This window comes from Rhodococcus sp. AD45-ID, assembly GCF_003023755.1.
Lineage (GTDB): Bacteria > Actinomycetota > Actinomycetes > Mycobacteriales > Mycobacteriaceae > Rhodococcus_F > Rhodococcus_F globerula.
Map to the genome: position 1 here is coordinate 324,301 of NZ_PYHL01000001.1, position 15,076 is coordinate 339,376.

General features: G+C 63.6%; 12 protein-coding genes. All 12 read right to left on the reverse strand.

Features of this window, described 5'->3' with window-relative positions; all coding sequences use genetic code 11:
- Window positions 1-27 precede the first annotated feature (27 nt).
- The 12 genes from C7T36_RS01410 to mraZ all read right to left on the reverse strand — a co-directional run bounded on the left by C7T36_RS01410 (window position 28) and on the right by mraZ (window position 14,984).
- The gene (locus C7T36_RS01410; RefSeq protein ID WP_084703025.1) at window positions 28-834 is read right to left on the reverse strand and encodes a cell division protein FtsQ/DivIB; all 807 of its coding nucleotides are present in this window, start codon (window positions 832-834) and stop codon (window positions 28-30) included.
- Complete coding sequence (gene murC / locus C7T36_RS01415) at window positions 831-2,339, reverse strand: UDP-N-acetylmuramate--L-alanine ligase (protein ID WP_033231000.1); 1,509 nt, start codon at window positions 2,337-2,339, stop codon at window positions 831-833. Before murC ends, C7T36_RS01410 begins: the two co-directional genes overlap by 4 nt.
- A complete protein-coding gene (gene murG / locus C7T36_RS01420) occupies window positions 2,336-3,526 on the reverse strand; it encodes an undecaprenyldiphospho-muramoylpentapeptide beta-N-acetylglucosaminyltransferase (protein ID WP_045070309.1) in 1,191 nt (396 codons plus the stop codon). The genes murC and murG overlap by 4 nt, the downstream gene beginning before the upstream one ends.
- A complete protein-coding gene (ftsW, locus tag C7T36_RS01425; protein WP_045070311.1) occupies window positions 3,523-4,899 on the reverse strand; it encodes a putative lipid II flippase FtsW in 1,377 nt (458 codons plus the stop codon). The genes murG and ftsW overlap by 4 nt, the downstream gene beginning before the upstream one ends.
- Entirely contained in the window at window positions 4,896-6,413 is a 1,518-nt protein-coding gene (murD, locus tag C7T36_RS01430) for a UDP-N-acetylmuramoyl-L-alanine--D-glutamate ligase (RefSeq protein ID WP_375128069.1), read from the reverse strand. Before murD ends, ftsW begins: the two co-directional genes overlap by 4 nt.
- A 2-nt stretch (window positions 6,414-6,415) precedes the next feature.
- Window positions 6,416-7,498, reverse strand: a complete 1,083-nt coding sequence (gene mraY / locus C7T36_RS01435; RefSeq protein ID WP_033231003.1) for a phospho-N-acetylmuramoyl-pentapeptide-transferase — start codon at window positions 7,496-7,498, stop codon at window positions 6,416-6,418.
- Window positions 7,495-8,994 (reverse strand): UDP-N-acetylmuramoyl-tripeptide--D-alanyl-D-alanine ligase, encoded by a 1,500-nt coding sequence (gene murF, locus C7T36_RS01440; RefSeq protein ID WP_045070313.1) that lies wholly within the window; start codon window positions 8,992-8,994, stop codon window positions 7,495-7,497. Before murF ends, mraY begins: the two co-directional genes overlap by 4 nt.
- On the reverse strand, window positions 8,991-10,622 hold the full coding sequence (locus C7T36_RS01445) for a UDP-N-acetylmuramoyl-L-alanyl-D-glutamate--2,6-diaminopimelate ligase (RefSeq protein WP_045071101.1): 1,632 nt from the start codon (window positions 10,620-10,622) through the stop codon (window positions 8,991-8,993). The genes murF and C7T36_RS01445 overlap by 4 nt, the downstream gene beginning before the upstream one ends.
- A 153-nt stretch (window positions 10,623-10,775) precedes the next feature.
- Window positions 10,776-12,719, reverse strand: a complete 1,944-nt coding sequence (locus C7T36_RS01450) for a penicillin-binding protein 2 (RefSeq protein ID WP_233365276.1) — start codon at window positions 12,717-12,719, stop codon at window positions 10,776-10,778.
- A complete protein-coding gene (locus tag C7T36_RS01455) occupies window positions 12,716-13,384 on the reverse strand; it encodes a hypothetical protein (RefSeq protein ID WP_045070315.1) in 669 nt (222 codons plus the stop codon). The genes C7T36_RS01450 and C7T36_RS01455 overlap by 4 nt, the downstream gene beginning before the upstream one ends.
- On the reverse strand, window positions 13,381-14,394 hold the full coding sequence (gene rsmH, locus C7T36_RS01460; RefSeq protein ID WP_045071103.1) for a 16S rRNA (cytosine(1402)-N(4))-methyltransferase RsmH: 1,014 nt from the start codon (window positions 14,392-14,394) through the stop codon (window positions 13,381-13,383). Before rsmH ends, C7T36_RS01455 begins: the two co-directional genes overlap by 4 nt.
- Window positions 14,395-14,552: 158 nt before the next feature.
- A complete protein-coding gene (gene mraZ, locus C7T36_RS01465) occupies window positions 14,553-14,984 on the reverse strand; it encodes a division/cell wall cluster transcriptional repressor MraZ (protein WP_033231007.1) in 432 nt (143 codons plus the stop codon).
- Window positions 14,985-15,076 lie beyond the last annotated feature (92 nt).

Below are 15,076 nucleotides of genomic sequence, written 5' to 3' on the forward strand. Positions count from 1 at the left end.
CGTGAGTTCGCACATTCCGCGCCTGAACTAACGCACCGTCGGAAGGTCGGGACTCGACACGTCGTACGTCTGGCCCGGCTGCGTCAACAGCGGCAGCGTCACCGCGGCCTTGCGATCCGACTTCTCGACGCCACCCCAGTTGACGACACGCCCGTCGACCAACGTCATCGAGACATCCGAAATGGACCGGGCAGCAACCTCTCCCACCTGCATCCGTAACTCCGGCGGCAATGCCGCGAGCACCTCGAGCGCAGCCAAGGTCGGCGGGTCGTTCCATCCGGGTGTCGCCGTCACCAGTCGGGGCACGCCGGGCGGCGGGACGCCGATCTCGAAGTCGACGCCCTTCTCGTCCAGCAGATGGGTGCCTTCCGGCGAATCCACGAACACCATGGGGACTCGCTCGGTTACCGTCACCCGAATTGTCGACGGATACATCCGCTGTACACGCGCAGATGCAACCTTCGGAATAGCCGCGACACGTGCCGCTGCCGAACCTGCATCGACGCGCATCAACGGCGTACCGGCAGGGATTGCCAGCAATTCCAGGATCTGCTCCTCGGATACCGTCGACGCTCCCCTGACTTCGGTACCGCGAACCGAGAGAACTGGTGACAACCACGCTGTCAGAACGAGTCCGACAACAACAACGACCGCCAGCGGCGCCATCACCACCGGCCGCTTGTACCAGGGCGATTTCGGTGTCGGCGGCGGCTTCGGCGCAGTAGCGCGGGTCGAGTATCGCGATTCTGTGCGGGTACTCCGCGCTCTGGCGCCTGCGGTACGCCGGGCCGCCGGATCACGACGACCGCGGCGGCTACGTGCGTCCGAACTCATCGCGTCTGCGTGCGCGAAGCCTGATGAGGAACTGCGCGCAACGCGTCGAGGATCTGTTTGCCCAACATGGTCACGTCACCGGCACCCATCGTGATGACGATGTCGCCGGGACCGGCCAGGCCGGCTACCTGACGCGGCGCGAGCGACAGATCAGGCTGGTAGTGAACGGGTTTCGTGACAGCCTGTGCAACCAATGCCCCACTGACACCGGGCAACGGTTCTTCACGCGCACCGTAGACATCGAGAACGACTACCTCGTCTGCAAGGTCCAGCGCTGCCGCGAACTCGTCGGCAAACGTCGCCGTGCGTGAATACAGGTGCGGCTGGAAAACCACGATCACGCGACCGGCAGCAGAGTTCGCAACCGATGAAACATCTTGTGGTCGAACAAGATCCGCGGCTGCGCCGAGAACTGCTCGCACCTCGGTGGGATGGTGGGCGTAATCGTCGAACACACGCACACCGCGCTCACGACCCGTGAACTGGAACCGCCTGTGCACTCCCCCGAATCCGGCGAGCCCTTCGACGATCTCGTCGATCTCCGCACCGGCATCACGCGCAGCCAACAGCGCAGCCAGCGCGTTCAACGCCATGTGACGACCGGGAACAGCCATCCGAACCGTCCGCGCAGCCTTTTCCCCCGCCAACTGGAACTGCAGGACTCCGCCGACGTCGTGCGCCCGGAAATCGAGCAGTCGCACACCCACCTCGACCCCGTCGACCGGCTCGAACGCCGCATCTCCCGCATCTGCACTGCCGTAGCCGATGACTCGAATATCGCCCCGGCCGGAAGCTACGATCCGCTTGGCCAGATCCGCCGAACCCGCGTCGTCGAGGCAGGCGATCAGGAGACCACCGGGAGCCAGTTTGCCCACAAAATCGTCGAAGACCTGCACGTAGTTCTCGACGCTTCCGAAGTAGTCCAGGTGATCGGCTTCGATGTTGGTTACGACGATCACGTCGGGGTCGTACTGCAGCAGCGAGCCGTCACTCTCGTCGGCTTCTGCCACGAAGACGTCGCCGCTACCGTGATGCGCGTTGGTTCCGGCCTCGTTGAGTTCGCCTCCCACTGCAAACGACGGATCGAATCCGCAATGCTGCAGAGCGACTACCAACATCGACGTGGTCGACGTCTTACCGTGGGTTCCCGACACCAGGAACGTGCGGTTTCCCTCCATCAACGACGCGAGAACCGCCGGCCGGAGAATCACCGGGATCCCACGACGCGCTGCTTCGACCAGTTCCGGATTGTCCTTGGGAATGGCCGCGTGCGTGGTGACGACAACAGTGGGGCCGCCGGGAAGGAGATCCAACGCGTCGGCGTCATGGCCGATCCGGACCTGCGCTCCGCGTGCCCGCAAAGCCAACACGCCGCGACTTTCCTTGGCGTCGGATCCTGATACAAGTCCGCCGCGGGACAACAGAATTCGTGCGATGCCGGACATGCCGGCACCACCTATACCCACCATGTGTACTCGCTCGAGGTGGGCGGGCAGCGCGGTCATCGGTTTCCCCTATTTGTGTTGCGTACTGCGGTGTTGTTACGTGCTTCTGTGTTGCTTTTCCGGGCAGTGTCCAGAACGATCCGCGCGATCTCGGTCGCCGCGGTCCGGTGCCCGACACCGGCAGCCGCCGCGCTCATCGCCTGCAGTCGCGGCGAATCGGTGAGCAACGGCACCACGGTGTCCGCGACAAATGCCGGAGTCAGGTCGGCGTCGCTGACGATCACCGCACCACCTGCTGCGACGACTGGCTTTGCGTTCAACTCCTGCTCACCGTTTCCATGTGGCAACGGAACGTAGACGGCCGGCAGTCCGACGGAGGACACCTCAGCCACAGTCATCGCGCCGGAGCGACAGATTGCGGCGTCGGCCGCGGCATACGCAAGATCCATGCGCGAGAGATACGGCACGGCAACGTACGGCGCAGCCTCCGAGAACTGCGCGGCGTCGAGCGTGTTCTTGGGTCCGTGTGCGTGCAACACCGAGATTCCCGCGTCTGCCAATTCCCGGGCAGCGCCTGACACCGCGTCGTTGAGCGACTTGGCCCCCTGCGATCCGCCGAATACGAGCAGAACCGGACCATCGAGCGGAAGGCCGAAATATTCACGCGCCTGCGCCCGCAAACCGGCCCGGTCGAAGTTCGCGATGGATGCCCGCACCGGAATACCCACGATGTCCGCGTCGCTCGCGCCGCGATTCTTCACCCCTGACCCGGGGACTGCAGCCAGGACACGCGTTGCCAGCCGCGCACCGATCTTGTTCGCGATGCCGGCGCTGGCGTTGGCCTCGTGGATGACAATGGGAATGGTGCGACGGCGGCGCAACACCCCACCGCGAGCGGCGAGGTACGCGGGCAGTGCCACATACCCACCAAAACCCACGATGACGTCGGCGTCGACTGCGTCGAGCACCTCACGTGTCTTACGCACCGACGCTCGAATGCGTAGTGGGAGTTTCACCAGGTCCATCGTCGGCTTACGCGGCAACGGGACCGGCGGAATCAGTTCGAGTGTGTACCCCCTGGCGGGAACAAGTGTCGTCTCGAGCCCGCGGGCGGTTCCCAACGCGGTGACGGTGGTGTCGGGTGCCAGCGCCTTCACGGCGTCCGCAACTGCCAGAGCAGGCTCGATATGACCAGCGGTTCCTCCACCTGCCACCACTACCGACAGAGCTGAATTAATGCCGCTCACCTACGAATTCCTCGCTCTCGAACTTCATGTGCATCGTGTGTCTTGCGCGTCGGCGCCTGCCGACGTCGTCCATTCTGCCCTGCTGGGGCCTTGCGGCTCGATTCTGCACTGCCGCGCGAGCGGCTCGATTCCGCACTGCCGCGAGGCCGGCTCGGCCTGACCGACTGAAACGGCACCGGCATCGGTAGCCGCAGCAGCTTGGAAATCCTACCGTCCTGACCGGAGTGCAGGGCGGCGATCGCTTCCGGCTCGTGACGTGCGGCATTGGCGACGACGCCGAACATGAACAGCGTGGTCGCCGTCGACGTTCCACCCGCCGACACGAGAGGCAACTGCAGTCCCGTGACGGGCAGTAGCCCCACGACGTATCCGATGTTGATGAACGCCTGCCCGGTGATCCAGGTCGTCACCGTCGCGGTCAGGATTCGCAGGAACGGATCCGAGGACCGCGCCGCAATCCGTAGGCCGGTGTAGACGAACAGAGCAAAGAGACCGATGACGGCAGCGCCGCCGACAAATCCGAGTTCCTCACCGATGATCGCGAAGATGAAGTCGTTGTGCGAGTTAGGCAGGTAACTCCACTTGGCCACGCTCTGGCCGAGTCCACGACCGAATATTCCACCGTCGGCCAGCGAGTACATAGCCTGACGAGCTTGGTACCCGGTGCCCTGCGGATCTGCATCCGAATCGAAGAAGGCGCGCACTCGGTCTGAGCGGTAACCCGCCGTCAACGCGAGAATCGCCACCGACACCACGCCGGTTCCGAGAATCGCGAGGAATAGTTTGATCGGCAATCCGCCGTACCAGAGCAGCGCAAAAAGAATGATGATGAGCGAGACGGTTGTGCCGAGGTCGGGCTGCAGGATGATCAACACGAAGACCACAAGCGCTGCCGGAACCAACGGTACGAGAAGTTCCTTGATGGTTGTGATCTCGCCGCGGCGCGACGCCAACACGTGCGCTCCCCAGATCGCAAACGCAATCTTGGCCAACTCGGACGGCTGCGCCGACAGCGGACCGATGACAAACCACCCGCGGGTGCCCTGCGCCTCGGTCCCGATACCCGGGATGAGAACCAGGACAAGCAGCACAACCGTGGTGACGAACACCGGGAACGACATCGCGCGCATCGAACGAATCGGCAACCGCAACGCGACGTAGAACAACACAAATCCCACAACGGCGAACATCGCCTGCTTCAAGAACATCGAGTACGCCGACTTGTTTTCGGCATAAGCCTCGACGCTCGACGCCGAGAGAACCATCACAAGTCCCAAGACCGTCAACATCACTGCGACGGTTACTACCAGATGAAATGACGCCAACGGCCGCGCAAGCCAGGCACCGATTCGGGTCTTGGGACCCTTGGTCATTCCGCGATCCCAGCCTTGTTCGCGCGTTCCGGCGGATCCGACAGTGCACCGACAGCCGCGGCAAAACTGTCGCCGCGGTGGCCGTAACTGTCGAACATGTCCAACGACGCCGCGGCGGGAGCAAGAACCACCGCGCTACCCGGCGACGCCAGCGCAGCGGCTTGATTCACCACCGCCGCCATCACGGCGTCCGCATCGGACCCGGATGGCAGCCGAATCACCTGCGTCGACGAGCTGAGATTTTCACTCACGTCTGCATCGTCCCCCGTCATCACGCGGACTACGGGGACCTCGGGCGCGTGTCGCGTCAATGCCTGCTCGATGTCGCCCGCGTCGCGTCCGAGTAACACCGCGCCGGCAAGTCGGCTGCGGACCTCTGTCACCAACTCGTCGACGCTGGCCCCTTTGAGCAGACCACCGGCCACCCACACGACTCGATCGTGAGCCAGGATCGACGGGCGGGCAGCATGCGGATTGGTTGCCTTGGAATCGTCGACGTACAGCACCGACCCGACATCACCGACAACTGCGCCGCGGTGCGGTCCGACCTTGTGAGCCGTCAATCCGGCCCGCACAGAGTCAGGTTCGATTCCCACAGCCCGCGCGAGGGACGCTGCGGCAAGCGCATCCATGACACCGGCGGGGCCAGGCGGATCGATGTCCGCGGCCTCGGCCAACTGCAGGCCGTCGCCGAATGCGTTGTCGACCAGATGGCCGTCCGACACACCCAACTCGCCGGGCGCCGGAGCGCCCAACCGGAACCCCACCACGATGTCGGCCTCGGCGCCGGCACCGAGCTCTGCGGCAATCGCATCGTCGAGTCCGACTACCGCGACCTTGCCACTGAGAGCCCGAGCCTTGGCCTCGGCATACGCGGCCATCCCGCCGTGCCAATCGAGATGATCCTCGGCCACGTTGAGGACAACACCGGCGTCCGGGCGCACCGACGGCGCCCAGTGCAACTGGAACGACGACAGTTCGACGGCCAGGTAATCGACTCGCGGCGACGTGTCCGACAGCGCAGACAGCACTGGAAGTCCGATGTTGCCGCACGCCCGCCCTTCGAGACCCGCAGCGTCGAGGATGGACGCGAGCATCGACGTAGTGGTCGTCTTACCGTTCGTGCCCGTGACCACCAACCACTTTCGCGGCGGACCGTAGAGACCGCAGTGGTCGATGCGCCAGGACAGTTCGACGTCGCCCCAGATAGGAATCCCGTGTCCTGCGGCGGCAGCCAGAATCGGGGCGTCCGGCCGGAACCCGGGACTCGTGACGACCAGCGCGAACTGCGTGATCAAACCACGATCTTCCTCGATCGAACTGGTCGTGACGGTGGTGTCTGCACCGAGTTCGGCGCAACGATCGGCAAAATCCAAGGTGGAATCGGCGACGGTCACCGAAGCACCAAGTGCGACCAGAGGTTCGATGGTGGCCTGGCCGGATACCCGGCCACCGGCCACCAGAACGCGTTGTCCGCGTAGCCAACTCAGGTCGTTCGCTCCAGCTTCGGTCACGGTCAGCCTCCGATAGCTGCGAGGAATTCGCTGTAGAAGAGTGCAAGCCCGATCGCCGACGCAATCGCGGCGAGCAGCCAGAATCTGATGATGACCGTGGTTTCCGCCCACCCGGCAAGTTCGAAGTGATGGTGGAACGGTGCCATTCGGAATACCCGTCGACGGCTGGACTTGAATACTGCTACCTGGATCACCACCGACGCAGCCTCAGCGACGAACAGTGCGCCGATGACAACCATCAAGAGTTCGGTGTTGGTGGTGATCGAGAGTCCGGCAAGCATGCCGCCGAGGGCCAGCGAACCGGTATCACCCATGAATATCTTTGCGGGAGCGGCGTTCCACCACAGGAATCCGATACACGCTCCGGCGCCGGCAGCGCAGATCAAGGCCAGATCGAGCGGGTCACGCACGTCGTAGCAACCCTTGACCGGACTGGTTTCGCACGAGTTGCGGAACTGCCAGAACGTGATGATGACGTAGGCGCCGAGAACGAAGCTCATTGCGCCCGCCGCAAGTCCGTCGAGGCCGTCGGTGAGGTTGACGGCATTCGACCACGCACTGACCAGCAAGTAGCAGAACGCGATGAAGACGACCGAACCGAGCGACACCGTGGCGATGTCACGCACGTAGGACAGGTGGACGCTGCCCGGCGTGAGACCGTCGGCGCCGCGGAACTGCAACGCGAGGATTCCGAAGATCACGGCCGCGACAAACTGCCCCACCAGTTTTGCCGTCTTGTTCAGACCGAGATTGCGCTGCTTGCGGATCTTGATGAAGTCGTCGAGGAAGCCGACGCCGCCGAGCGCCGTTGTCAGACCGAGAACCAGCAACCCGGACGCGGTCGGGCCCTCCGCCCCGTCGATGCCCATTCCGATGAGATGCGTTCCGAAGTACCCCGCCCAGATTCCGGCAAGGATAGCGACGCCGCCCATTGTGGGTGTGCCGCGCTTCGCCTGGTGACTGGCCGGGCCTTCGGTGCGGATCTCCTGGCCGAATCCCTGTTTTGCAAACGCCTTGATCAGAATCGGCGTGAGCATGATCGAGACCGCGAGAGCGATGCCCGCGGCCAGCAGAATCTGGATCACTCCGACACCTGCTTCTGCGCCAGGACCGCCTCGGCGACCGTCCAGAGTCCGATCGACTGTGAAGCCTTGACCAGCACCAGATCACCTGGCTCCAGTTCCGCCTCGAGCACCTTCAAGGCCGCGGCAGCGTCCGGGACAACCATCGACTCGTCTCCCCATGAGCCCTCCATCACTGCGCCCTGGTGCATCGCGCGGGCCGGACGACCGGTGCCGACAACAATGAGCTTCGTGACGTCGAGCCGCACGGCCAATCGGCCGATCGCATCGTGCTCGACTACCGACTCGGGACCGAGTTCCGCCATCTCACCGAGCACAGCCCAGCTGCGACGGCCGAAATGACGGTCCGATCTGGCCATCGACACCAACGCCTTGAGCGCTGCGCGCATCGAGTCCGGATTGGCGTTGTAACTGTCGTTGATCACGGTGACGCCGTCGCTGCGGTCGCTGACGTCCATGCGCCGGGCCGACGCGGCCTTGGTGTCTTCGAGGATGCGGGCGATCTCGGCGACCTCCACGCCGTTCTCGAGTGCAACGGCGGCCGCGGCAAGCGCGTTGCCGACCTGATGTTCACCGTGAACCGCGAGACGGATTCGCGCAGAACCCTTCTCCGAGTTCAGGGTGAAACTCGCACGAGCCTGATCATCGACGGTCACGTCCGTCGCGCGCACGTGCGCACCTTCGGACTGACCAACCAACACCACCCGCGCTGCGGTCCGCGACGCCATGGCCGCGACCATACGATCATCGGCGTTGAGGATGGCGACTCCGCCATCGGCCGCCGACGGAAGTGCTTCGACCAGTTCACCTTTGGTGGCTGCGATCGCCTCACGGGAGCCGAACTCACCGAGGTGCGCCGTACCCACGTTCAGGACGACGCCGATCTTGGGCGGAGCGATCCGCGCCAACTCCGCGATGTGACCGAGGCCGCGGGCCGACATTTCCAATACCAGGAATTTGGTCTGCTCGTCGGCGCGAAGGGCGGTCCAGGGGTGACCCAATTCGTTGTTGAACGAACCGGGCGGAGCAACAACGTCGCCCGAACCACGCAATACCGCAGCAACAAGATCCTTGGTGGACGTCTTGCCGGCCGATCCGGTGATCCCGACAACAGTGAGACCGTTCTGCGCCGACAACGTATCGACTACCGCGCGCGCCAATAGCCCCAATGCGTTCAGCACTGCCGCACCGGAACCGTCTGCGTCGTGCTCGAGCGCCATGACCGAACTCGGACCGCTCGTTTGCGTCGGCGCCACCACGATGGCGGGTACTCCCACCGGCCGCGCGGCGAGCACAGCCACCGCGCCGGCCGCAACCGCTGCTTCGGCGTGCTCGTGACCGTCGACGCGGGCGCCTGGCAGCGCCAGGAACAGTCCACCCGGACCTACTCTGCGAGAATCGAATTCGACGGTCCCTGTCACCATTGCCGACGGATCGTCGACGTCGTGCAGAGTTCCTCCGACGATCTCGGCAATCCGAGAGAGCGTCATCGGGATCATTTCGTGCCTCCATGCGCTGTGTCGATCGCGATCCGGTCGATCGCGTCTCCCAGCACCTCGCGGTCGTCGAACGGGTGCTTGACCCCGTCGATTTCCTGACCTGTTTCGTGGCCCTTGCCGGCCACCAGTACTACGTCGCCGGGCTGTGCCCAACGAACGGCTTGTTCGATCGCTTCCGCTCGGTCCCCGACCTCGAGCACAACCCCACGCTCGGATTCCGGGACCGCGAGCGCCCCGGCCATCACTGCTGCGCGAATCGTGGCAGGTACTTCGGTCCGAGGGTTGTCGTCGGTGACGATCAGCAGATCGCTGCCTCTCGCGCCGGCCTCCCCCATCAAAGCGCGTTTACCCGCATCGCGATCACCGCCGGCACCGACAACAACCCCGACGCGTCCGGAAACCTGATTACGCAGCGTCGCGATGACAGCCTCGAGCGCGGCGGGCTTGTGCGCGTAGTCGACCACGGCGAGGAAATCTTGACCGCGGTCGATTCGCTGAACGCGACCAGGAACATCCACCGATCCCACCGCCGCCACCGCCGATTGCACGTCGATACCGGCTTTCGCGCTCACCGTCAGGGCCAGCGCGGCGTTTGCCACGTTGTATCGACCCGGCAGTCGCAAGGACACCGGCCATGACTGCTCATTCGGTCCGGAAAGGTCGAACAACTGGGAACCGTCGGCTGCAACCTCGACCGAACCGACCTTCCAGTCGGACTCGGCTTCCGTGGTCGCCACCGTTGTCACGTCGCCTGCGGACGCCACTTCTGCCATCCGACGTCCCCACCCGTCGTCGACGCAGATGACGGCGCTATCGGCGTGAACTGTGGACGCCGGATCGAACAAACGAGCCTTCGCCGCGAAGTACTCTTCGAAGTCTCGGTGAAAGTCCAGGTGATCCTGCGAAAGGTTGGTGAACGCTCCGATGTCGAATCGGATGCCGTCGACGCGTCCGAGGGAAAGCGCGTGACTCGACACTTCCATCACAACGGTATCGATACCCTGCTCTGCCATCACGGCAAACAAGGCATGGAGGTGTGGGGCCTCAGGCGTGGTGAGAGCGCTCGGAACCCGCCGTCCATGGATTCTGGTCTCGATGGTGCCGACCAGACCGGGGTTTCGTCCCGCACCGACCAACGCCGCTTCCAACAGGTAGGACGTTGTGGTCTTCCCCGACGTACCGGTGATGCCGATGACCTGCATCTTCTCCGACGGTCGGCTGTAAATCTCAGCCGAGATCTCGCCGAGGACATCCCGAGGCTTCGGGTGAACGAGAAGCATCACCGGCCGGTCGACGCTCGGGTTCGACGCGCGCAACAACGCCAACCCGTCGTCGTCGGTCAAGATCGCGGCAGCTCCACTGGCCAATGCGTCACCGGCGAACTGCGCGCCGTGCGAGCGTGCGCCCGGCAGCGCGGCAAACAAATCACCGGCGACGATGTCCTGCGCACGCAGGTCGACACCCGATACGACGGTGGCGGCCTTCCCGGCACCCGACCATTCCGCGTGCAGCCAGTCGAGTCGGGCTCCGGACAACTCCGCCAAGGCCGTGATCGCCGTCTCAATCGGATTCGCCGGTCGTGCGTTCACCGCTACACCCGGCTCTGACGATTGCGAACGATTCGGCACTGTCACTCGACTCCTGGCGATTGTCGTTGGTCATGGCAGTCGCAGATTCGGACAACCGAAAACTGCGACGTATGAGATTACCGCGTGCAGGAACACCCCGAAGACCGCGTGGATCGTGATCCCTGACGAAACTGTGGATCGTGATCCGCTCGATCAGTCCGCCTGCAGCACCAACTTACGACCCGGATCCGGGGACATCGGCACACTGTCACGCTGCAGCATCCACGACGCGATGTTGTGGAACAACGGTGCGGCCGATTGTCCGCCGCCGCCGTCGACACCCCGCACGGGAGCATCCAACATGATTCCGATCACGAACCGCGGGTTGTCTGCCGGTGCGATGCCCGCAAACGTGATCCAGTAGTTGGAGTTGGAGTAGCACTTGCACGCCGGATCGATCTGCTGTGCGGTGCCGGTCTTGCCGCTGACCTGATAGCCCTCTACGCCCGCAGCCACACCCGTGCCGCGCTGATTTCCGGTGTCGTCCTGCGTGACCGATCGGAACATGTCCCGAACTGTCGCCGCTGTTTCCGGGCTCACCACCTCGATACCGTCAGGCTGCGGCGCTTCGGTTCGCTCCCCTGACGAGTTCTCGGTGGACTTGACGATGCGCGGCGGAATACGAACGCCGTCATTGGCAATCGCCTGGTACATGCCAGTCATCTGCAGCAAAGTCATGGACAAGCCCTGACCGATCGGCAAGTTGGCAAACGTGCCACCGGACCACTGGTCGCGGCTGGGGACCAAGCCGGCACTCTCGTCGGGAAGCCCGACCTCGGTGCGCTGTCCCAAACCGAACTTGTCGAGCATCTCGGCAAACCTATCCTCGCCGATCCGCTCGGCGAGCATGAGCGTTCCGACATTGGACGACTTCCCGAACACACCGGTAGAGGTGTACGGAACCACACCGTGATCCCACGCGTCCTTGACCGTCGCCCCCGACATCGTGATGCTTCCCGGAACCTGCAGAACCTCGTCCGGTGTGGTCAATCCGTCCTCGACGGCCGCCGCCGCGGTGATGATCTTGTTCACCGAACCAGGTTCGAACGGGCTCGTGACCGACAGATTGCCGGTCTCGACCGACCGCAGATTATTTTCCAGACCGATCCCAGGGTTGAACGTGTTGTCATTGGCCATTGCCAGAACCTGACCGGTCGCAACGTCCTGGACGACAACCGACGCGTTCTTCGCACCTGATTTGTCCTTCGCAATCTGCACCTGTTGCTGAACGAAGAACTGGAGGTCGGAATCGATCGTAAGCTGAACTCCGGAGCCGTTGACGGCAGGCTGCTTGTCGCGCCAACTGCCCGGAATCACAGCGCCGTCACTACCGCGGTCGTAGGTCTGGGAACCGTCTATACCGGCAAGGGTCGAGTCCATCGAATCCTCGAGGCCGAGTAGTCCGTGCCCATCCCACCCGGTTGCACCGACCATATTGGCCGCGAGTGAGCCGCCCGGATACTCGCGGATATCCTGGCGTTCGAGGCCGACCTCACGGAAGCTGTCCGAAATCTCCGCTGCAACAGCCGGATCGACGCTCCGCGCCAGATAGACAAACGTCTCCTCGCTGTTCAACTTCGCGAGAATGTCCTTTTCCGGGGCTGCATCACCCAGCTTCGCGTGGACTCCGGCCGCGATCTCGGCCAGCCGAGTCGACACTTCGGGTGCCTGCTGATCTGGTTCGACACCCGCTTCGATGCTCTTGGTCCGGGCTTCTTCCAGTTCTTTGCGAACGGCTTTCGGCTGGAACGTCAGCGCCTTCGCTTCCATCGTGAATGCGAGCGTCGTGCCGTTCCGATCCGTGATCGATCCTCGAACCGCCGGATCGATCTGAGTCGTCGTGCGCTGATTGGCCGACTCCGCAGCGAGGCTCGGAGCGTCGACGCCTTGAATCCACAACAGCTGCAGCGCTGCAACGGCAAGCGCCCCACACATCGTCCACCGACCTACACGCTGACGAAACGGGAAGGTCGCAGACTTCGATCCGCGAGGACCCCGAGAAGCCCGCTGCCCGGCAGGTTGACGACGTGGATCTCGCCGAGGCGCGTCGTACTGGGGATCTCGTCGGCGCGCGTCGTAGTGTGGGTCCCGATTCACCGACGGTCCTCAGTCGGAGACGGCACCACCGTCGTGGTCGGGGACGGAGGAGCGGACGTGACGGGGATCAATTGCTCACTCTGAGCGAGGTTTTGCGGGTTGAGTGGAGCCTGCGCAGTCGTCCGCGCAGCCGGGGGCGCCGAAGGTGCGGTGGTTGCCACCCTGGGCGGCGACGCCACGACAGGTGCGTCGAGCGGCGGCAACGGTTCGGCACTCGCCGGCGCCGGTGTACCGACCACCTCGACGCTACCGTCCGGGTGGACAACAAGGCGGGCCGGATCCTTGGCCGGAACCATGCCGAGCGCGCTCGCCTGATTGGCAAGCTCCGGTGCGGAGTTACGCGACTGGAAATCGCGCTCGAGAGCAGCCTTCTGCTCCACCAAAGACTGATTGAACTCACGGGCATCGCTGAGTTGATACGAGTCCTCGGCGGACCGGGTCGTCAGGAGCAACGTCACGGCAAGTCCGATGGAGAACAGCCCGATGATGGAGACTACAAACGGAATTCGGGCCTTGAACTCGCCGCCTCGAGAGAGTGCGGTGCCACTGGCACCCACCCCGCTGTGCCCGAGTGCCCGAGCCGTTCGCTTTTCGTACGCACGCTGCGCCGCACCCGAACGGCGCTTACGTGAAGATTCGTCCCCGGTGGTGCTCTGCTTCGTCATGCCCGCCTCCTGGCAATGCGTTCAGCGGCACGCAAGCGCACCGGAGCTGCTCGTGGGTTCTCCTCGATTTCCTGCTCCGAAGCTCGCTCGGCACCCCGGGTGAGGATCTTGAACTCCGGACCCATACCGGGAAGCTCGACCGGAAGCCCCTCTGGGCTGGTCGACTTGGAGCGAGGGACCAACTCGGCCTTGACAACTCGATCCTCGAGCGACTGGTACGACATGAAGACAACTCGGCCACCAACTGCGAGGGCGTCCAATCCTGCCGGTACTGCGGCACGCAAGGAATCCAATTCGGCGTTTACCTCGATCCGCAGAGCTTGGAACGTGCGCTTTGCCGGATGCCCGCCGGTGCGACGGGTGGCCGCAGGGATGGTCCGATACAAGAGTTCGACCAGAGCGGCGCTGGTGGTGAACGGCTCCTTCTCGCGCTGCCGAAGTATCTCGGACGCAATCTTTCCCGCAAAACGCTCTTCGCCGTACGTACTCAGAATTCGGGCGAGATCGCCGTGGCTGTAGGTATTGAGAACCTCGGCCGCGGTGAGCCCGACGGTCTGGTCCATCCGCATGTCCAACGGTGCGTCTATCGAATACGCAAAACCACGATCAGCTTCGTCCAACTGCATCGAGGAAACACCGAGGTCGAAGAGAATCGCATGAACCGACTCCGTCGTCGGCAGGCCCGCCTGCTCGAGCGCATCTTCGATGCCGTCATAGGTGGTGTGTACGAACGTCGTTCGGTCAGCGAAGGGAGCAAGACGCTCCGACGCGATTGCCAGCGCATTGGTGTCGCGATCGAGACCGATGAGGTGCAGTCCCGGGTACTTTCCGAGAAAGAACTCGGAATGCCCACCCAGGCCGAGTGTCGCGTCGATCATGACAGCGCCGGCGCCGCCGTCACCGACCGCAGTGATAGCGGGACCGAGGAGGTCGTCTGCGCGGTGCAGAAGAACAGGAACGTGCGCGAAGCCGTCGGTGTCCGAGGGTTCGTTCACCTCGCGATCAACCATGTGTGCTCCGGCTCCTACTTTCATGATTCCGATGAAGAATGACTGCTCGAACGGGCGAATGCTCCGAGGTCCCTGCCCGAAGGAGAACCTGGCGCTGGGGAAGTGCGTCAGGGCCTTTCCGGGCAGAGGCCTCGTGGCATTCGCCACAAACTATCCGCCTAGACGATCTCGCTGAGAGATTCGCCAATTGCTTGGGAATAGTCCTCTTCGTTGTCTCCGAGATACCTCTCCCAGGCTTCGAGATCCCAGATTTCGAGGTAGTCGACAGACCCGGTCACTACGCATTCCTTGGAAAGGTTTGCGTAACGCCGATGATCAGCCGAGAGGGTGATTCGCCCCTGGGCATCGGCGTGCTGTTCATCCGTGCCGGCTGCCAGAGCGCGAACATACGCTCGTGCGGCCGGATCATTACGTGGAGCTGCCGCTGCTTTACGAGCCAGCTTGACGAACTCGTCCCGGGGATAGACAGCAAGGCTGTGATCCTGACTCTTGGTGATCATCAACCCTCCTGACAACTCTTCTCGGAACTTGGCCGGCAAGGTGAGCCGGCCTTTGTCGTCGAGCTTCGGCGTGAAGGTTCCGAGGAACACTCGACACCTCCTGCGAGCTTTCGCCGAAACCCTCCCGTTTGGGCGAAATACGGCTTCAAGCTCTCCGCCCGCACCCACAGTACCCCACTTTC